Origin of the sequence: Ensifer sp. YR511 (assembly GCF_900103045.1) — a bacterium.
GTDB lineage: Bacteria > Pseudomonadota > Alphaproteobacteria > Rhizobiales > Rhizobiaceae > Ensifer > Ensifer adhaerens.
Genome location: NZ_FNGR01000003.1, coordinates 141,289 through 159,643, shown reverse-complemented (window position 1 = coordinate 159,643; position 18,355 = coordinate 141,289). Strand labels below are relative to the sequence as shown.

Genomic DNA, 18,355 nt, shown 5'->3' with positions numbered 1-18,355 from the left:
TTCTCGCCTCTTGGCGGCGGGCAGCCGCTTTTTGGCCGGACCGATCGTTCGGCCCAACCTCAGGAACACGTTCATGGAAATCAAGCGTTTCGAAACCGGCCCCCGTATGAGCCAGGCCGTGGTCTACAACAACACCGTCTACCTCGCCGGCCAGGTCGGCAACGCCGGTGACGATGTCGTGACGCAGACCAAGCAGGCGCTTGCCGAAGTCGACCGTCTTCTGGCGCTCGCCGGCACCGACAAGACCCGCATCCTCTCGGCCACCATCTGGCTCGCCGACATGGCAGACTTCCCGAAGATGAACTCGGTCTGGGACGCCTGGGCACCGCAGGGCCACACCCCGGCTCGCGCCACCGGCGAAGCCAAGCTCGCGACCCCGGAATACCTCGTCGAAGTCATCGTCGTCGCCGCTGCCGCCTAAGGCCTGCGCTACGGGATTTCCCGTCTTCTTATTCCTGCGCCGCCGGACTGCCGTCCGGCGGCGTTTTTCGTTCCCATTTCAGTTCCCTTGCGCGGAACCAAACGGCGCACCGGCACGTTAAGTGTCCAATCCGAAGAAGCAGGCCAAAACCGGCCGCCACGATTGGGAGGACTGTCTATGCTTTACTGGCTGCCCCGTGTCTGTGTCCTTCTCCTGGCGGGCGTCATGATCGGTTTCGGTCTTCTTCCCTACACCGCCGCAGGTGTCGCCCATACCTTGCTCGTCATCATTCTGGGGCTTGGCCTATTGTCGCTGACCCTGCATGTCTTCCCGCCGGAACACCATTGACCGTGCAAGATCATTCACGCGATGTGCCGCAAGCCGGGCCGGAGCAAAAGGCAGGGCGGCCTGATCTGTTGACCGGAAACGCGAACGAACCGCGCGCGGCCCTGGCTGAAGGACGGCGAGGCATGATCGCGAATACGCTGCGTCGGGCGGGTGCCGCCCAGCAGCGCAAGCGTGCGCGGTGGATCGTCGAGGAAGAGGCTGCTGTGGCGACGGCGGCGCCATCGACAGCCCCGCGGCGCGACGGCATCGATCTGATGGTCGCCTGGAGTATTATCGGCCTCTTCGCCATTGCCGCATGCGCGGGCATCTACGCCATGGAAACGATCCTCCTGCCGATCACGCTCGCAATCGTCGTCGGCGTCGTGCTCGGCCGGACGGCCGACGGACTGGCGCGTTATGGCCTGCCGCCGATTTTCGGAGGGTTGCTGCTGGCGATCATTTTCGTCACCGGCCTCTCGTGGCTCGTCAATGCCCTCCTGGGTCCGTTGACGGCGCTCGCCTCGGAGGCGCCGAAGCTTGCCGAAAGCGTGGTGGCGCGGGTGATGCCGTTCATTGACCGGTTCGAGTGGCTGCGTCTGGCCGTCGCGCGCAGCGTCGGCAACGATGCGATTGCCGATACCGTCATGAAGAATGCCGGCCCGATGCTTGCCGCCACCGCCGCCGGGCTGACACCCGCTTTGGTGCAGACACTGATCTTTCTCGCAGCACTCGGCCTGTTTCTGCTCGGACGGTTGCAACTGCGCAAGGCGGTCATCCTTGCCTTTGCCAGCCGTGAGCGGCGGCTTAGCGCCATTCGCATCATGAACGGCATCGAGGATGCGTTGGCGCGATACTTCTCGATCGCCAGCGTCATCTATTTCTCGCTCGGCCTCGTTACGACGGTGATCGCTTTTGTCGGGGGTCTGGGCATGGCGCCGCTGTGGGGCCTGTTCGCTTTCGTCTCCAGCTTCATTCCCTATCTCGGCGTCACGGCGATGACGCTGAGCCTGCTGGTGGCGGGGCTGATGACGCACGAGGTGCTGTGGCTGGCATTGGCGCCGGCGGTGGCCTTCTTCGTCGTTCACCTTGCGATGGAAAACCTTGCCATTCCGGCCATCCTCGGCAACGAGCTTGAGGTGAACCCGTTCTTGATCTTCCTGGCGATCGTGTTCTGGACCTGGATGTGGGGGGCGGTCGGCGCCATGCTGGCGCTGCCGCTCTCTCTCATCGTCCTCGCCATCGTCGAGGAAATCAGCGACCAGCCGCCTGAACGTCAGCTGCCCGGATAAGGGGATGTGTTGCCCGGCCTAGCGCCGGGCAGAGCGTGCGTGCTCGTCGAAGAACAGCGCCTGGCTGATCAGTGCCTTCACCATGTCCGGATTGAACGGCTTGGTCACGAGAAAGGCTGGCTCCGGCCGCTTGCCGGTCAGCAGCCGCTCGGGGAAGGCGGTGATGAAGATCACCGGCACAGCGGCCTGCGTGAGGATCTCGTTGACGGCGTCGATGCCCGAGCTGCCATCGGCAAGCTGGATGTCGGCCAGAACCATCTTCGGAGAGGTCTTGCGGTAGAGATCGAGCGCCTCGCCGTGGGTGCGGGCGATCCCGGTGACGCGGTGGCCGAGGCTGGTCACCATATCCTCGATATCAAGCGCGATCAGCGGCTCGTCCTCGATGATCAGGACGTCCGTTGCGACCTGGTGCGAAATGTCCTCCGAGGCGACTGTCAGCAGCTTCGAAAACTCGGCCTGGCTGAGGTTCATGACCTCGGCCGCATCGGCGATGGAGAAACCCTCGACCGATACGAGCAGAAACGCCTGGCGCGGCGCCGGCGCGATCAGCGAGAGATTGGCGGCCGCCTGTTTTTCCCATGCGAACGGTGAGGCATTTTCGCTGCGGTCGATCGAGATCTTTTCGAACTGCGAGCAGAACAGCTTGTAGAGGCTGATCCGGTCGTTCGAGGCTTCCGGAAAGAGGCTGATATCCTCGATCAGGGCTTCGAGAACGGCGGCCACATAGCCGTCGCCTGCGGCCTGCGAGCCTGTGACGGCCCGCGCGTAACGGCGCAGAAAGGGCAGGTGGGGCGCAATCCGGGTCGAAAGTGACATCAACGACTTCCTTACGTGCAATGCGATTCGTTTGATTTCTGAGGATAGGGGGTATGGGGCGGAATAGATGGATGTTTTGAACACGTTTTTCGGCTTAGAGCAAATGGGGGACGTGTTCGAAACGGTGTGCCGGCGATTTCGCAAGGGCAGCAAAAGCCGTGAAGGACTAAGCGGTGGTGGGACGCAGCATGGATGAAGAAACCGGAAAGCACGGCGGCGTAGGCCAACAGCGCGGAGGCACTGCCGAAACGCTCGAAATCGGCGGCTCGATCGGCACCAGCTTGAAGGCGCTCTATCGGTCGCTGGAGCAGGAGCCCGTTCCGGAACTCTTTCTCAATCTTCTTGAAAAACTCGATGAAGCGGAGGCTGCGGCCAAAGTCCCGTCGAAGGGTGGGGTTCCGCTTTGAGGGGGAAGAAACGGGCGGCTGCCCGTTTCTTTATGAGATGCGCCGATCAGCAGGCGGCTTCGTAGCGGCGGCCGTAGCGGTCGCGATAGATGCAGCGGCCCGGTTCGTTGGCGTTGCCGATGAGCGCGCCGGCGACGCCGCCGATGGCCGCGCCCACGGCCGCACCCCTGACATTGCCCGTCGCCGCACCGCCGACGATGGCACCGCCGGTTGCGCCGATCGCCGCGCCCTTTTCTGTCTGCGTGCATGCCGCGAGGGGGAGGATCAGGCTTGCTACGATAAGTATCTTCTTCATGACGCGTTCCTATCCGAGGGTTGCTTTGTTGAACTGAGAATCAATTTTCGGTGAAATCGATTTGCCCGCGACTGGTGACGAACAGAATGACGACAATGAGGCATAGCCCGTACCCGATGCCGCGCCGTCCTGATCGACTTTTGATGTTACCTTTCGGCGCTCGCAATGAGCGAGCCGCTTGTGGTGTGTCCTTGCCTCGCCAGTATATCCTCCGTCGCTCGGCCGCGGTCGCAGCGCTTGTTATCGTTGCGAAAACGAGACCGGGGCATTTTTGTTCCATTGTTGGGGTGGCCGACGGTCGATGGCCGTCCCGGTTGTGGGCCGTGGTCGCCCGCTGAACGCTGTGGGCGAATGACGCCTCCCGACCGTCTCTGGGCCGCTCAAACGCGCAGCTGACGCCAAGGTTCCAGGAAATATTTCGCGCCCATTCGCGGAACCGCAGATCGCACATTTCCGTTTGCTGTTGGAGTTTGACGCAAGGGAGCATGCGAATGGAACACATTGCCGCCATCATGGTCCTGGTCGGCTGCATGCAGACGACAGAGGCCTGCCGCGAAGTGCCGGCGCCCACCGTGGCTTTCGAGACCGTAGACGAATGCCGCGAATTGCTTTCGCCTGCGATCGAGGCGACATCGACGAGCTTCAAGCACGCTTATGGCGCCTGCGCGGAAGTCGATCCGGCGCTGTTCGTAGAAGACGCGACCATCGAGTGGCAGGTGAAGGCGCCTGGCCGTCTGCAGGTCGAGGTCAAGGTCGATGACGGCAGCTATGCCGTTGCCGCGCGAAGCGAAAGCGGCGCCAAGGCTCGCAACTGATTTCACCGGTAGCTCTTGGGCAATTGCGCTAGGGCGACTGCATCAACCGAAAGGATCGGAAATGAACTGGGACATTGTTGAAGGCAAATGGCACGAGTTGAAGGGTAAGGCTCAGTCGCAGTGGGGTAAGCTCACCAACGACGACCTCGATATCATCGATGGCCGCAGGGAAGAACTCGCCGGGCGGATCCAGGCGCGATACGGCGTTGCACGTGACGAGGCGGAGCGGCAGATCGACGACTGGATGTCGCGCCGCTAGGCGGTTCGCGGCAAGCAGTCAGTCTTGCTTCCCCGGAAGAACGACGCCAAGACAAAAGCCGCGCGACACCTGTCGCGCGGCTTTTTGTTTGTCATGCGCATCGCGCATATTTCTTCTTTGCCTTGGCCTCTCGCCTGCGAAGTTCTTCAAGCAGAGACTGAAGCTTGGCGCTTTGTTCTTCGCCGTCCGTGTACAGGTCGCGCATCGTCTTTCCGATGTGAAGATTTCTATCGGAGAGATGCGTCCGCTCCCGTCCGGCTTCGGTCGCCGTTTTCCAGATATGTGCTGTCGGCATCTTCATTTCGACCCTGCGTTCCATGGATGAAGAACGTCAGAGTATTGCGAAGGTTCCGGGCATTTCCGGTGCAAACCGTGCCGATTTGGGACTCTTTCGTCTTTCATCGTAAACAGAATATTAATATCGAGTGACGCCACGGAATTCCGCGCGCCGATTTTGCTCGAGAACTGGAACAAATTGAAAGCTATCGCGTTTGCATTGCAGTGATTTAGGCAAGGAGAATTGCTATGTTATACTACGCGCTTGTCTTCCTCGTTGTGGCAATCATAGCGGGTGTACTTGGGTTTGGGGGTATTGCCGGCACGTCCGCGGGCATCGCGCAGATCCTCTTCTTCCTTTTCCTGGTCTTTCTGGTGATTTCGCTCGTTGCCGGCCTGGTGCGCCGCGGCTGAGCGGCCTTATTTGAGTTGTTAGGCATAAACAGGAAACGGGCGGCGTCACAGCCGCCCTCGATGTGTTTGGTGGCCGAATCGTCTTGCTTGCCCTTGCTGGCCCGCTTGGCTATTGATGCCCCAATTGTCGTTTTCGCCCCGGGGTATCGAACATCATGAAATCGCTGGAACTGCTCGTCGAGCGGATCATCCTGTCCAGCCGCTGGCTTCTCGTCATCTTCTACCTTGGCCTGGTCGCGGCACTTGCCCTCTACGGCATCTCGTTCGCCTTCAAGCTGCTGAAGATCGCCAGCATGGTCTTCGTCTATGACGATGCGCAGATGATTCTGGCGATGCTCGGCCTGATCGATGCAGCGCTCGTGGCCAGCCTGATCGTGATGGTGATGATTTCCGGTTACGAGAACTTCGTCAGCCGCTTCGACGAAGGCGATGCGGAGGTCTCCTTCCTCGGCAAGCTCGATTCCGGCAGCCTGAAGATCAAGGTTGCGTCGTCGATCGTGGCCATTTCCTCGATCCACCTGCTGCAGATCTTCTTAAACGCGCAGCAATATTCGAACGAGCAGTTGATGTGGGCGACGATCATACATCTGGCCTTTGTCGTCTCGGCCGTACTACTCGGCTATCTCGAGCAAATCATGAATGCGCTGAAGAAGAAGTGATATTGGTGCCGCGGCTTCACGCAAAGCCGCGGTTTGTCTTGATCGAGCAACGGGGCAGCCTGAGATGAAGACTGACGTAGTGGTTCTGGGCGCCGGCATCGTCGGCATTTCCACCGCCATCCATCTCGCCCGCCGCGGCAAGTCGGTGGTGCTGCTCGATCGTCGTGGCCCCGGCGAGGAAACCTCCTACGGCAACGCCGGCCTGATCCAGCGCGAAGGCGTCTTTCCATACGGCTTCCCGCATGATTTCGGCGCGCTCTTCCGCTACGCGCTCAACAACACCATCGACGCCCATTACCATTTCCGCGCCCTTCCGGGCCTGGTGCCGTTCCTCGCCCGCTACTGGTGGCATTCCGGCTTTACCCAGCACCGGCGCATCGCCCAGCTCTATGCGCCGCTGATCGAGCATTCGATCACCGAACATCAGGATCTGATCGAGGCGTCCGGCGCCGGCGACCTCATCCGCAAGGACGGCTGGATGAAAGTGTTCCGCACCGAGAAGGAACGCGACGCCGCGTACAAGGAAGCGGAAAAGCTCTCGGCGGGCTTCGGCGTCAACCACCAGAAGCTTTCGACGAGCGAGTTGAAGACGCTGGAGCCGTCGATCAAGGCCGATCTCGTCGGCGGTCTGCGCTGGAGCGATCCCTGGTCGATCCGCGATCCGCACAGCCTCAACAAGGCCTATCTCGCCTACTTCCAGTCCCTGGGCGGACGGCTGATTTCCGGCGATGCGGCGACGACCGAACACGTACTCGAAGGTCCCGGTTGGCGCGTCGCCACCCCGGAAGGGCCGCTGGAAGCCCGCGAAGTCGTCGTGGCGCTCGGCCCCTGGGCCGATACGGTTACCCGCAAGCTCGGCTATCATTTCCCGCTTGCGGTCAAACGCGGTTACCACATGCACTACGGCATGCAGGACGGCGCGCAGCTCAACAACTGGGTGCTCGATGCCGAAAAGGGCTACTTCCTGGCGCCGATGCTGCGCGGCATCCGTTTGACGACGGGTGCGGAATTTGCCTGGCGCGATGCGCCCAAAACGCCGGTGCAGCTGACGCGGGCCGAGCGGGTGGCGCGCGAATTCTTCCCGCTTGCCGAACGTCGCGACGAAGAACCTTGGATGGGCGCGCGTCCCTGCACGCCGGATATGATGCCGCTTATCGGCAAGGCGCCGCGTCACGAGGGCCTGTGGTTTGCCTTCGGCCATGCCCATCACGGCATGACGCTTGGGCCGGTCACCGGTCGGGCGCTGGCGGAAGCCCTGACCGGCGAAAAGACGGTCATCGACATCGCGCCCTACCGGCCGGAGCGTTTCCTGGCCTGACACGGTCCGAAGCCATAGCATCACGAAGTAGGAAAAGGCCGGACGCTGCGTTTCCGGCCTTGTTCCTTGCCTGATCAGGCGTTGGTGCCGCCGTCGATGGTGAATTCGGCGCCCGTTACGCTGCGGCCGTCAGGCCCCGCCAGCCAGGCGACGACGCCTGCTACGTCGCTCGCCTCGTTGAAACGCGGGATCGCCATCAGTCCGCGCTGCGGGCCGGCATGTTCGCCGTTGGCCGGGTTCATGTCCGTGTCGGTCGAGCCAGGATGGACGATGTTGACGGTGATGCCCTTCGGCCCAAGATCGCGCGCCACCGCTTTGGTGAAGCCAATCAGCGCGCTCTTGCTCAGCACATAAAGGCTCATGCCCGGCCATGGGACGCGGGCGGCGAGGTTGCTGCCGATCGTGATGACGCGCCCGCCATCCGGCATGTGCGCCGACGCGGCGCGCGTGGCGAGAAACACCGCCTTCACATTGACGTCGATCGTCCGGTCAAAATCCTCCTTAGTCACCTCGTGCAGCGTCCCGGCGTCGAAGATGCCGGCATTGTTGACGAGGATATCGATGCGACCGTGTTTTTCCGCGACCGTCTTGACGGCGGCTTCAACCGCGCCCGGATCGCGGTTGTCCGCCTGGATCGCCAGTGCGCTGCCGCCATCCCCCGTGATCTCCGCCACGAGCGCCTCGGCCTTTTCTTTCGACTGGCTGTAGGTCACCGCCACCGTTGCGCCGTCGCTTGCCAGGCGCCTTGCGATCGCTGCACCGATGCCGCGGCTGCCGCCCGTCACCAGGGCGACCTTGTCTTTCAAACTCGTCACTGGTTTCTCCAAATCTGTAGTGATCGATACATATAAGGGGAAGCGACTTGCCAGCCGCTGTCAAGCGATTTATGTATTGATCGATACAAAAAAGGATCAGCCGAGATGAACCGCGGGCGGCCACGCAATTTTTCGAGGGACGAGGCGCTTGCAAGCGCCATGCAGCTCTTCTGGGACAAGGGCTATGACAATACCTCGCTGTCGGATCTGACCCGGGCCATGGGATTGAACCCGCCGAGCCTCTACGCTGCCTTCGGCAGCAAGGCGCAGCTCTTCATCGAGGCCGTGGACCTTTACGGCCGCACCGACGGTGCCGGCATCTGGGATGAACTGGAGACGGTTCCGACCGCAAAGGCGGCGGTGCACGACCTGTTGAGACGCACGGCCGAGAATTTTACACAGCGTGGCGAGCCGAGAGGCTGCATGGTGGTTCTGTCGGCACCGCAGATGGCGGGTGGGGATGCGGAGGTCTGTGACGCACTGAAGGTGCGTCGGCTGGAGAAGCAGATGGCTCTGGAGCAGCGTTTCGAGCGCGCAGTCGAGGAAGGCGAACTGCCTGTGGGTGTCGACTGCGCCGCGATTGCCGCCTACGTCGCCTCGCTGCAGCACGGCATGTCGATCCAGGCGCGCGACGGCGCCACACGGGAAACCCTGGCCGCGATCGCCGACTGCGCCGCAGCCGGCTGGGACGCGATGATTTCCGCAAACATCCGGCCGGACTGACGAACGACGTTTAACGGACACACCCGATCCGTCATTCGGCCTCATGATTTTTGTTCTGGTGAACGACGACGCGAGGGCCGGAGATCAAAAGCCTCCGGCCCACCGGTTTGCGCGTGCTCCGTCCTGCTTACGGCGCCGGCTGCGTCATTTCGGGTGTCGTGCCAGGGGTCGAGTTCGGGCTAGCGCCCTGTGTTCCCTGCTGCGGCGTCGCTTCCGGGGCCGGCTGGGTCGTCGTTCCACCGGCGGGAGCCGTGCCCGTATCAGCCGGCGGTGTGGCCTGGCCCGTCGTTCCGGTTGCCGGCTGGTCGGTGGTCGCCGGCGGCGCTGCCGTGTTGGCGGTGTCGCGGCTGAGTTCCGCCGGCAGCCAGGCGATCAACGCCAGCACCAGGCCGGCGAGCAGGATGATGATGATTGGCCAGCTGCTGCGTCTGGGGGGCTCGACAGGTACGTCGCTGAGGTGCGTTCGCGCAGTGGGTTGGGGCAGCGGCTGCCCCGTCACGGGGTCGATGACCGGCTTTTCCTTGAACTCTTCGTGCTGGTTCATTGCGTTGATCCTTTCTTGATCTCCTCGTGGCCTCGGCCGGCTGCTCCTGAACCTTCCCGGGGCAGCGGTGGGCGCCGGATTTCGTGCGCTCGCGAGACAGAGCGGCGGGGCGCGCTCGGATCGGCGCGCCGTAACCGTAAACGCGTGAAAATTTGCAATGTTCCGACCGCTACAACCCAAGGGACGTTCGATCGTCGTCGCCCGCTTTACAGCGGAGGTTTCCGCTGCATGATGGTAGCGCTCACGGGAGGGTGGAACGGCATGGCGGATCCGGTATTTCAAAATGGCACCTTTGTCGGTCGCGCCTGGCGAGCCGATGTCGGCGGCCCGTCGGTAGTTGTGATCCGTGACGGCGCGCTCTTCGACATCACCTCGAAGGCAGCGCCCACCATGCGCGACCTCCTCGAACACCCGGATCCCGTTGCGCACATCCGCTCCACCCAGGGCGAGCGGCTTGTCGCGCTCGAGGATTGCCTCGCACAGAAGGCGGATCCGTCCGCCCTGCATCTCCTTGCGCCCTGCGATCTTCAGGCGGTGAAGGCCTGTGGTGTCACCTTCGCGCGCTCGATGATCGAGCGCGTCATCGAGGAGCGGGCGGCGGGCGATGCGTCGCGCGCCGAAACGATCCGCGCCCGCGTCACAACCGTCATCGGCGACAGCCTGCGAAACCTGAAGCCCGGTTCGCCGGAGGCGGCCCGCGTCAAGGCAGCCCTCATCGAAGAGGGCATCTGGTCGCAGTATCTGGAGGTCGGCATCGGTCCGGATGCGGAGGTGTTCACCAAGGCGCAAGCGCTCTCGGCGGTCGGCCCGGGCGCCGATGTCGGCCTGCACCCGGCCTCACGCTGGAACAATCCGGAGCCGGAGATCGTGCTTGCGGTTTCCTCGAGCGGTCAGGTGAGGGGTGCCACCCTCGGCAACGACGTCAACCTGCGCGACATCGAGGGGCGCTCGGCGCTGCTTCTCGGCAAGGCCAAGGACAACAACGCCTCATGCGCCGTCGGTCCCTTTATCCGCCTCTTCGATGAAACCTACGGGATCGACGATGTCCGCAAGGCCGAACTGACGCTCCTGGTCGAAGGCGAGGACGGCTACCGCCTGACCGGCCGCAGTTCGATGGCCGAAATCAGCCGCGACCCGCTCGACCTCGTCGCTCAGACGATTGGCCCGCACCACCAGTATCCTGATGGCCTGATGCTGTTCATGGGCACCCTCTTTGCGCCCGTCGAAGACCGCGACGTGCCCGGCCAGGGCTTCACCCACAAGCTCGGCGACGTGGTGACGATCGCCAATGCCGAACTCGGCCATCTCACCAATACGGTGAGGTTGTCGACGCAGTGCGCGCCATGGACCTTCGGATCCGCGGCTCTGATGCGCAATCTCGCGGGCAGGGGGCTGCTGTAGGGCAAACGTCTTTCCGTCTTCGCGACGGCGACTACGTCATGTCCCGCATGACCCAGAGCGACCGACCCGCATGCGCGATGTCGGGGACGGCTCGAAGGCGCGCATCGTCCTTGAGCCGCACGGCCTCCGTCATATCCATGGAAAAAACCTGCCCGTCCGTCTCGTTGGCGTTTGGGGTAATCCACCAGCTTCGACCCTCCTGGCACAGTCCGGCTTCCGGATGTTCCTGGAAGTACTCGATCGCATAGGAGGCGTCCGCTTTCCTGTTGATATCGAGCATCGGCTTTTCTCCGCCTGATCCTTCGTCGTGATCGCAATGATTATGCGCCGATTCATTTAATGCGTCAGCAGTAAGTGCATTGACCTAGGGAAATTTGACGGGATTACCTTCTCTTATCCCATCTGCATGCTTTTCTACGTGTATATTACCGTCAGTACCTGTAATGTGAACATATCCTGACATCGTACCGTCGAACTGCTCCGCAAGAAATATTATTGTTGTCTTGGCGGACGCGGAAATGTTCTCAATGACAGTACCATCCTTCTTCTTGCAGAGCGGTTTTCCGCCATCGACGTAATCTCTTATTGATACGTTTGTTAGGTTTTTCGTGAACTCCACGGTCGCTTCAAACATAGGGCTTCTCCTTTCACAGGCAAAGGCGAATGCGACTAGTCGCGAGAAAGGCGACCGTTGCGGTGTGCCATGGATTGCGTGATGGCATACGAGGTCGGTGATCTTTTGCCGGGTAGGTTCGCGTCTAGAATGAGGGTCTTTGCGTCGTCAAAGTTGACAGCGACTTCGAGTAGATCGGTCGAAGCTCGTATCCGCCACATCTGATAGGAGGGATCCGATTCTTTCGCACCCGGCAAAGCATCAAAGCCGCAGCCAACAGCTGGCTCGCCTGCGGGGCCTGTGACGATGAAAATACGATTTGCGTCGAACCTGTAGCAATGACCTTCGAAGGCATAACCATAGGCCAACACAACTGAGTATTTCTGTTTGGTTTGCGCGTCGCCCGCCCTGAATAGCTGAACTCGCAATTCGGCATTGGAGCCCTGACTCATATCGAAGCTGCCATAGTCTTCTGTGGCATTCAGTTTCACGCCGTATAGTATGATCGCTTCTGCGTGGTATGGGCCTGATTTGGCAGGTGCAGGTACGCTCACATCGGTCATCACAATTCCCTCCGTTTCACCAAAGAATTTCGCGCCATCGCATGCAATCTTCAAACTGTTCGACATAGGCTCGACCACGCCCCCGATCGGCTGCCGTCAAAAAGGCTTCCGCTGCCGCTTCGAAGGTGACGTCGTCGGGTTCCAGAAACCGCCAGGAGCGAACGACGCTCTCGCCGACGATGTCCCGTGCCTCTTCTAGGGCAGCCTTGCTGGCAAAGTGCTTCAGCTCGTAGTCCGCCCTTGACGGACGCAGTGTCGCTTCGATGAGTTCAGGCGCCAGTTGCTGGCGCAGGTTGCCGAACTGGCGAGGATCGAGGTCGGACAGTCCTCGCTCGAAGAGCAGTGTCTGATAGACCTCGACCAAGCAGTCGAAGAGCCCTCCGGCAAATGGCTTGGAATGATCGTGCACTTCATGGCTGACGTCGCCCGCGCGCAGCGAATTGTTGAAGGTGCGGATCTGCCTTTCGTCGCTGAGCTCGGCGAAGCGATCGAGTTCGTTGTTGATCAAAAGGTTGCCGCCGGTGCGGCGCAGGATGCGATCCGCGGCTGTATCGAAATGCAGCAAGCCGAGCAGCGATGCGAAGTCGGCGACCGCTTCGTGATAGGCAAAAAACTCGCTGCCGGCGCCGTCGCCCTCAAGCAGGCCCAGTTCGCTGAGAAGGATCAGGTGGCCCATCTCATGGGCGACGGAATCGAAATTGAGCGCGAATCGCGACGTCACTCTCGCAGGTTCGCTTTCCCCGAATTCCACAAAGCCGAAGCCCGATTGTGCGTTGTCCCAGTCGGCAATGTGCGGAATGATCTCCAGCCGGCTCAGGGTCGGTTCGAAGAACCATCTGATTTCGCGCCCGACATAGCCCTCGAAGATATCCAGCACGCGCCGTGCGCAGGCAAAGCTGTGTGTCGCCAGAAAGGCAGGCGAGTCCGGCGTGATGTAATCGAAATGTCCGTCAGCGTCCGGTTCCACCGGCGGGCAGAGTGCGCCGGCATAGGGCGGCAGGATAGGGTAGGCATAGGGCCTCTTGGCTTCGAGCGGATCGGCGACATACATGCGCCGGTCGGACGGGCCGGCCGTAATTCCGCCTGCCGAAGGGGCGAGCCAGACCACCTCGGGTTTCTCGTAACCTGGAATGTATGGGGGTTGCGGAAAGACAAGAAAGCGCGTTCCGAGACGCGGTGAAGCGGCTCTGCCCGGGTCGGCGTCGGACGTGTGAGCGGCGGCATCCATGTTGGCCTCCCTCGCGGTTTCAATATCACCTGTGATTGTAAAATTCGATTAACTTGTTCGTACTAATCCGCTCGGAATATTTCATCGAGCAGCTCAGCGTATTGAAGATCGTATGCAAAAGCCTCGGTCATCTCGAACGCGTTGCTTTTGTCCGGGCCTTTGCGCCGAAGTTTAAAGGCGGAGATCGATTTTAGTAGTTCGATCGCGTCAAGTTTCTTCTGTCTCGGTAATCCGATTGCGAGATGACGTCTTAATCGCTCAATATCAAGGTCGTTGTTATTATTCCTGACACTGTCGAGGATGGTGCTGTAGCTGCGCTCTGAATAGTGAAGCGATCGCGCCGCCTGTTCGAGTGCAACGCGCAGTTCGCGTGTGATGATGCCCCTCCGTTCAGACTGTTTCAGTGTCAGCCTGATGTCAATGAGGGCTTCGGTGAGCGCCTTTGACCCCAGTTCGGGTGGCGCCATCGCCACGGCGACGTCAGCGTCGTCGGCAAGCCTCGTGCGCCGATACCATCGGTAGACGAAGCCATAGCCGATCATTCCTTCGTCGCTGAGTTCCGCCGCGCGGACGGCGCCCATGCTGGATGCGCCGAAGACATACACGCCCTTTGCCAAGGCCCAGAGGATCTCCTTGTGCCGAACCGCTGGCCGCTGCGCAAACTCGCCATCGATGATCGCGATCACCGCCGGGCGATGTTTCAGCACGGCGCGCACGACGTCCCCTTGCCCGGCGGGCGGAAGATAGGTCGCATCGAGCTGTGCTCGCGCCTCGGCGGCACTCAGCGTTGGTCCGAGGAAGACGATCGTCTCACTCTTCAATGCTGACCTCCAGGGGCGGGGCAACCACCCTGACCACATGCAGAGGGACCGCTTCGTCCGAGAACAGGACCACGACGACAACCGCTTTGACACCAGCGGCGACCATCGCCTGGAGAATGGCCGGTAACGGGTTTTCGCCCCCGTGCGCAGACGCGTTTTCGGGAAAAGGCAGACCGCCGCGCGACAGGGTTTCGAACCAGGCGATCAGTTCGCTTCGTTCCGGTGGGGCGTAGAAGCGGCCAATCACGTCTTCCCGGGTCGCGGCGATGGCGCCGAGGCGCGACTGGCACGCCTCGAGAAGAGCCTTGGCAAGGGCGCGGTCATGATCGATGTCGCAGCCGAAGCCAGACGCCGGCAAGGGGGCCAGCGGAACCCGCGCCGGGTCTTCCATGACATGACACCAATAGGCGGGCAGGCCACTCGGGCTTGGTAACGCCCATACGCCCGCAGCCAGCCCCGCCTGGCGCAGCCGGCCAAGGATTTCGCCGGATTTGCCCCCGCCAATGGTGTCGACACCGATCTGGTAGCGGTCGAAGAAATGCGGCCGCCTGGTGGCCAGATGATGCGCGTGGCGTTCGAGGATCTCAAGGCAGCCGTGAATCAGTGCCTGCTGCAGGCTCGTGCCTGCGGCAAGCCCGGTGGTGTTGCGTTGAAGCCATTGCGGATGCGGCGAGGGGATGACGTAATTTGTGTCGACCACCGCCAGCGGCACGGGCCGGAAAGAGCCGGAGATCAGATCCCAGCCTGAAATCCAGGCGAGATCGTTGCTGTCGGCCGGCGGCGTTGCAGCCGGATGGAGATGCGACCACATCCCGCCGGCATTCATGTCTGCAAGGCTGGCCCGCCACACGCGCTCGGCCGGTATGCGCTCCGATGCCCATCCTTCAAGCGATTCCATCAGGCCGGAAATGGCGGCTTGGGCATAGTTGAGGCCCTTGCCCTGATTGACCGAAACCGAGCGCGAGGCCGGGCGGACCACCTGCACGACCGGTATGCCGATCCGATCGAGCCCGGTTACCGATCCGAGCCGGGTGATCCCGAAATCCCGTCGGAGGGCGAGAATTTTCTCCACGGTTTGCCAAGTGTCGGGAGGGGCTGGGGAGGGGGCGTTCAGCACGCCCTCGAGCGATCGGTCCTGGATCGGAACGCTCGCCATCGCCGACTAGCCGAAGTGATGTCGCAAATCGTGCCCGGCGCGCTTGGCCAGCCATTCGGCGCCCTGCGTCTCGGCCGATTGCAAGGCATATCGCAGGTCGCGCCGTGCCCGCGCAGGAGCGTCGCCGAGCGCCAGCCGCAGATGCGCCCTTCGCCGGTAGAGCTCCGCAAGCCAGAACCATTGGCCGCTCTTGCGGCCAAGCGCGATGGCGTTCTCGATCGGGACGACCGCCGCTCCGGGATCTCCCATGCGTTCCAGGATCTCGGAGTGCATGTCGCTGTGGATCGACAGATTGTCGTCGGTCCCCGTGAGCTTCTGGAGGCGCAGCCCTTCCTCGAAGCGCGCAGCGCCCCGCTCCGGTGACGAGGCCATGGCTTCCGCCCAGCCGCAATACATATTGGCGCGCGCCTGGCTCGCCACCAGGCCATTTTCGTCGGCGAGCGCCAGCATGCGTTCGCCGAGGCTGTGCACGTCTTCATATCGCTGCTGGCAGCGACGCAACACGATTCCGTAGTAGAGCGCATGCACCATGCTGCCGACATGCTCCGTCCTGTCGGCCCACTCTAGGCATTGCCGGATGGCCGCCTCGCTCGGTTCGTGCGCGTCCGTCAGAAGGTAGGACAAGGCACTTTCACCAAGGCCGCAGACCTTGGCGTCGTGGCCGCCGTAGAAGGCGCGATTGCGAAGCGCCCGTTCCGCGTCATATAGGGCGATGCCCTTGCCGACGCAGTCCAGGCAGTAGTCGTGATGGCCTGCATGGAAGCTCGTCGCCCAGCCGCAATGATAAGCCTGAAGCCGCGTTTCGGGATCCCGGGCGCCCTCCATGTCGCTCACCAGCACGCGCGCCCGCGATTGTTGCAGAGAAATGTTCGGAGCGGTGAACCACCAGCCCCAATAGAGCGGCAGGCGCTCTTCGCGGTTGGCAGAGCCGTCGCGTTTGAGCAGTGAAATGGCGCGCGCGTAGGTCCGGCGGGCCAGTTGCGACCCTTCGCCCTCGAGCGCCGTCGCCACGACGCCCTGAAGCTGCAGCAGGTCCAGCAGGAACTGACGGCGATCCACGTGCCGCCGCATCGCCGCGATCTCGCGGGCGCAAAGATTGAGCGACTGGCGGGCCTCGCGCATCGCCGATCGCAGGACGCACGCCTCCGCCGCCTTCATTGCAAATTGCGCCGCCTGGAGATGGAGGCCAGCTTCGGCGCATTGCCAGGCGGCCACGGCTGGCGGCACGCTCGGCACGTCCTCCTCGCTTAGCAATTGGGCGATGCGTTTGTGGAACCTGCGGCGGTCGGTGCGAAGCAGGCTGCCATAGGTCGCCTCGTGCTGCAGCACGTGGCGGAACTGGAAGGCGTCGTTGGATGTGGCGCCTTGTTCGATCACGCCATGCGCGACGAGTGCGGCAAGGTCCGCTTCGAGCGAGGCTGCAGCTGCGCCATCGAGCAGCCGATTGAGCAGGCTGACGCTGAACTCCCTGCCGATGACGCTTGCCAGTTGGGCAACGCGGCGGGCGCTTCCAACCTTCGCAAGCTTGACGGCTAGGAGATCGTTCAGCGACGAAACGCCTTCTTCGACGAGCAGCTTCGTCCAGCTGGCGGCGGCAGGCGCGACGGAATGCCGGCTGCGAAGCAGAAGCGCGAGCTCCTTGGCATAAAGCGGCAGTCCGTCGCATTGCTGCAGAATGAAGGACACTAGGCCTGCGGGTGGCGCGCCGCCCCATACGGAGGCGACTAGGCTCTTCATCGCCGCGGTTCCGAGGCCTTGGAGGGGCAGGCTTTCGGCGGCTGCAACCGCCGTCGGTCCACGCGAGGTCTGGACCACGAGAACCGGACGATGGCGAGCGTGGCTCACCAGGTGCTCGAGCATCGTCAGGGTCATGCTGTCGGCCCAGTGCACGTCCTCGATCACGATGAGCTTGGCCGCCTCGCCGGCGCACAGGATCTGCACGGCCGCCCGGATGACATCCTTTCGGAACGCCTCGCCGGAGAGATCGGCAACCTGGATATTGCCGGCCTTGCGTCGCGAATCGCCGCCGGTAAACGTGGCGATCGCGCGCGCCGCGCGCTCATCGACGGGAAGCCCTATGCCGTGCAGGGCCTCCCGCAGTTGCGGTGCGTTGCCGCGCTGCAGGACATCCTTTCCCACGCTTGCTTCCAGAAAGCCGATCAGCGGCTGCATGGGCTCGCCGGTCATCCGTGCATCGCATTGCAGAAGAATATCGGCATCGTTTTCGCGCCCGAGCGAGCGGCGCAGTTCGGCGACGAGCCGGGACTTGCCGATACCGGCTTCCCCGGTGACGGCGACCGATCTGCCGGCGCCGCTGCTTGCGGCGTTCCACTCGATTGTGAGCCGCGCCAGTTCTTTCTCGCGCCCGCCCATCGGCGCGCCGCGCGCCGGGTTCGACCGGTCGCGGAGAGATCCGGGGCTTCTGGCAAGAGGCTGCCACAGCGCCGACGGTTCAGAGAAGCCCTTGAGAGCGGCGTCGCGCAAGAAAGTATAGTCGAACCTGTTTCGAGTGAGCTGGTAGGTTGCCTCGGCAACAAGGACCGTATCAGGCTGCGCTTCCGCCTGAAGCCGCGCCGCCAGTATCGGTGCGGTGCCGACAATATCCTTGCCGTCGGAGGAGAGGACGACGACGCTGGTTGCGACGCCGACGCGCAACTTGAAGGGTACCGTGCGCGGGCGGTGGCTTTGCCGGGTCGCCATCTCAATGAGCTCCAGAGCCGCCTGGACGGCCATTTCGGCTGCGTCCTCGACCTGCGCCGGATAGCCGAAGTAGCCGCATCCGCCGTCGCCAAGCCGCCGGCTAAGATTGCCCCCATGGCGGCGAATGATGTCTTCCGAACTGTTGTGGAGACTGGCGATGGAGCGGAGGTATTTCTCCGGGTCGTTGCTGAGCAACAGCTCGGTCGAACCGACGATATCGTAGAAAACCGCCGTCACCTGGCGCCTTTCGCCGCCGAGCTGAATTTGCGAATCGGACCCCTTCATTCTCGCCATCGCCCAACGTCAGCCGAGTTGACCACATCCCACTCCATTTGCCACGCATAGGCAAGCGACCATGGGGCAGAATATCCTAATATTCCTACCTCAGAGGTGACGGAGCTTACGGTGGGCAGGGATTTCGGCGCCGTATCGGGCCGCCAATGATGTCAAAGCGACATCCAGCGCGATCTGAAAATCAAGGATTTAAAGAGAGAA

At 62.3% G+C, this 18,355-nt stretch carries 23 protein-coding genes; 11 read left to right on the top strand and 12 right to left on the bottom strand.

The annotated features are described in order from the left end of the window. The first annotated feature begins 73 nt into the window (after positions 1 to 73). The 3 genes from BLU15_RS07935 (at position 74) to BLU15_RS07925 (ending at position 2,037) form a co-directional block, all read left to right on the top strand. On the top strand, positions 74 to 421 hold the full coding sequence (locus BLU15_RS07935; RefSeq protein WP_060516475.1) for a RidA family protein: 348 nt from the start codon (positions 74 to 76) through the stop codon (positions 419 to 421). A gap of 177 nt (positions 422 to 598) precedes the next feature. Next, positions 599 to 769, top strand: a complete 171-nt coding sequence (locus tag BLU15_RS39475) for a hypothetical protein (protein WP_089044705.1) — start codon at positions 599 to 601, stop codon at positions 767 to 769. A gap of 137 nt (positions 770 to 906) precedes the next feature. Beyond that, positions 907 to 2,037 carry an AI-2E family transporter gene (locus tag BLU15_RS07925; RefSeq protein WP_370689547.1) on the top strand — a complete coding sequence of 377 codons (1,131 nt, stop codon included), beginning with the start codon at positions 907 to 909 and terminating at the stop codon, positions 2,035 to 2,037. Between the two features lie 18 nt (positions 2,038 to 2,055). Here BLU15_RS07925 and BLU15_RS07920 read toward each other — a convergent pair whose 3' ends face one another. Further along, positions 2,056 to 2,853: a response regulator gene (locus BLU15_RS07920; protein WP_034800852.1), complete on the bottom strand. Its 798-nt coding sequence runs from the start codon at positions 2,851 to 2,853 to the stop codon at positions 2,056 to 2,058. Between the two features lie 188 nt (positions 2,854 to 3,041). On the opposite strand from BLU15_RS07920, the gene BLU15_RS07915 reads away from it, so the two are divergent. After that, the gene (locus BLU15_RS07915; protein WP_060584014.1) at positions 3,042 to 3,260 is read left to right on the top strand and encodes a NepR family anti-sigma factor; all 219 of its coding nucleotides are present in this window, start codon (positions 3,042 to 3,044) and stop codon (positions 3,258 to 3,260) included. Positions 3,261 to 3,306: 46 nt separating this feature from the next. Here BLU15_RS07915 and BLU15_RS07910 read toward each other — a convergent pair whose 3' ends face one another. Continuing rightward, positions 3,307 to 3,555: a glycine zipper domain-containing protein gene (locus BLU15_RS07910; protein WP_034800856.1), complete on the bottom strand. Its 249-nt coding sequence runs from the start codon at positions 3,553 to 3,555 to the stop codon at positions 3,307 to 3,309. Positions 3,556 to 4,046: 491 nt separating this feature from the next. On the opposite strand from BLU15_RS07910, the gene BLU15_RS07905 reads away from it, so the two are divergent. Together BLU15_RS07905 and BLU15_RS07900 are read left to right on the top strand one after the other, a co-directional pair. Next, entirely contained in the window at positions 4,047 to 4,370 is a 324-nt protein-coding gene (locus BLU15_RS07905; protein ID WP_034800858.1) for a hypothetical protein, read from the top strand. 61 nt (positions 4,371 to 4,431) lie between these two features. Continuing rightward, positions 4,432 to 4,629: a CsbD family protein gene (locus BLU15_RS07900; protein WP_090294925.1), complete on the top strand. Its 198-nt coding sequence runs from the start codon at positions 4,432 to 4,434 to the stop codon at positions 4,627 to 4,629. 91 nt (positions 4,630 to 4,720) lie between these two features. Here BLU15_RS07900 and BLU15_RS07895 read toward each other — a convergent pair whose 3' ends face one another. After that, the gene (locus BLU15_RS07895; protein ID WP_090295124.1) at positions 4,721 to 4,930 is read right to left on the bottom strand and encodes a hypothetical protein; all 210 of its coding nucleotides are present in this window, start codon (positions 4,928 to 4,930) and stop codon (positions 4,721 to 4,723) included. A gap of 224 nt (positions 4,931 to 5,154) precedes the next feature. Here BLU15_RS07895 and BLU15_RS07890 point away from each other — a divergent pair, with 224 nt between their 5' ends. The 3 genes from BLU15_RS07890 (at position 5,155) to BLU15_RS07880 (ending at position 7,296) form a co-directional block, all read left to right on the top strand. Further along, positions 5,155 to 5,319 (top strand): DUF1328 domain-containing protein, encoded by a 165-nt coding sequence (locus BLU15_RS07890; RefSeq protein WP_034800864.1) that lies wholly within the window; start codon positions 5,155 to 5,157, stop codon positions 5,317 to 5,319. Between the two features lie 155 nt (positions 5,320 to 5,474). Continuing rightward, on the top strand, positions 5,475 to 5,978 hold the full coding sequence (locus BLU15_RS07885; protein ID WP_090294923.1) for a TIGR00645 family protein: 504 nt from the start codon (positions 5,475 to 5,477) through the stop codon (positions 5,976 to 5,978). 64 nt (positions 5,979 to 6,042) lie between these two features. Continuing rightward, entirely contained in the window at positions 6,043 to 7,296 is a 1,254-nt protein-coding gene (locus BLU15_RS07880) for an NAD(P)/FAD-dependent oxidoreductase (RefSeq protein ID WP_090294921.1), read from the top strand. Positions 7,297 to 7,370: 74 nt separating this feature from the next. On the opposite strand, the gene BLU15_RS07875 is transcribed toward BLU15_RS07880, so the two are convergent. Beyond that, positions 7,371 to 8,111, bottom strand: a complete 741-nt coding sequence (locus BLU15_RS07875; protein WP_090294919.1) for a 3-oxoacyl-ACP reductase family protein — start codon at positions 8,109 to 8,111, stop codon at positions 7,371 to 7,373. Between the two features lie 105 nt (positions 8,112 to 8,216). Here BLU15_RS07875 and BLU15_RS07870 point away from each other — a divergent pair, with 105 nt between their 5' ends. Then, on the top strand, positions 8,217 to 8,834 hold the full coding sequence (locus BLU15_RS07870; RefSeq protein ID WP_090294918.1) for a TetR/AcrR family transcriptional regulator: 618 nt from the start codon (positions 8,217 to 8,219) through the stop codon (positions 8,832 to 8,834). 127 nt (positions 8,835 to 8,961) lie between these two features. Here BLU15_RS07870 and BLU15_RS07865 read toward each other — a convergent pair whose 3' ends face one another. Then, on the bottom strand, positions 8,962 to 9,378 hold the full coding sequence (locus tag BLU15_RS07865) for a hypothetical protein (RefSeq protein ID WP_210336665.1): 417 nt from the start codon (positions 9,376 to 9,378) through the stop codon (positions 8,962 to 8,964). A 228-nt stretch (positions 9,379 to 9,606) separates the two neighbouring features. Here BLU15_RS07865 and BLU15_RS07860 point away from each other — a divergent pair, with 228 nt between their 5' ends. Continuing rightward, positions 9,607 to 10,779 carry a fumarylacetoacetate hydrolase family protein gene (locus BLU15_RS07860; protein WP_244546718.1) on the top strand — a complete coding sequence of 391 codons (1,173 nt, stop codon included), beginning with the start codon at positions 9,607 to 9,609 and terminating at the stop codon, positions 10,777 to 10,779. A gap of 31 nt (positions 10,780 to 10,810) precedes the next feature. Here the strand turns inward: BLU15_RS07860 and BLU15_RS07855 are convergent, their stop codons facing one another. The 7 genes from BLU15_RS07855 to BLU15_RS07825 form a co-directional block, all read right to left on the bottom strand. After that, complete coding sequence (locus BLU15_RS07855) at positions 10,811 to 11,059, bottom strand: hypothetical protein (RefSeq protein ID WP_090294915.1); 249 nt, start codon at positions 11,057 to 11,059, stop codon at positions 10,811 to 10,813. 84 nt (positions 11,060 to 11,143) lie between these two features. Further along, on the bottom strand, positions 11,144 to 11,413 hold the full coding sequence (locus BLU15_RS07850) for a hypothetical protein (RefSeq protein WP_060601971.1): 270 nt from the start codon (positions 11,411 to 11,413) through the stop codon (positions 11,144 to 11,146). A 35-nt stretch (positions 11,414 to 11,448) separates the two neighbouring features. Next, positions 11,449 to 11,955 (bottom strand): hypothetical protein, encoded by a 507-nt coding sequence (locus tag BLU15_RS07845; protein WP_090294913.1) that lies wholly within the window; start codon positions 11,953 to 11,955, stop codon positions 11,449 to 11,451. A 16-nt stretch (positions 11,956 to 11,971) separates the two neighbouring features. Then, positions 11,972 to 13,183 (bottom strand): gluzincin family metallopeptidase, encoded by a 1,212-nt coding sequence (locus tag BLU15_RS07840; RefSeq protein ID WP_090294911.1) that lies wholly within the window; start codon positions 13,181 to 13,183, stop codon positions 11,972 to 11,974. 62 nt (positions 13,184 to 13,245) lie between these two features. Beyond that, a complete protein-coding gene (locus BLU15_RS07835; RefSeq protein ID WP_090294910.1) occupies positions 13,246 to 14,004 on the bottom strand; it encodes a TfuA-like protein in 759 nt (252 codons plus the stop codon). Next, positions 13,994 to 15,160, bottom strand: a complete 1,167-nt coding sequence (locus BLU15_RS07830; RefSeq protein ID WP_090294908.1) for a YcaO-like family protein — start codon at positions 15,158 to 15,160, stop codon at positions 13,994 to 13,996. Before BLU15_RS07830 ends, BLU15_RS07835 begins: the two co-directional genes overlap by 11 nt. A 6-nt stretch (positions 15,161 to 15,166) precedes the next feature. Next, the gene (locus BLU15_RS07825; protein ID WP_090294907.1) at positions 15,167 to 18,145 is read right to left on the bottom strand and encodes an ATP-binding protein; all 2,979 of its coding nucleotides are present in this window, start codon (positions 18,143 to 18,145) and stop codon (positions 15,167 to 15,169) included. Between the last annotated feature and the right edge of the window lie 210 nt (positions 18,146 to 18,355).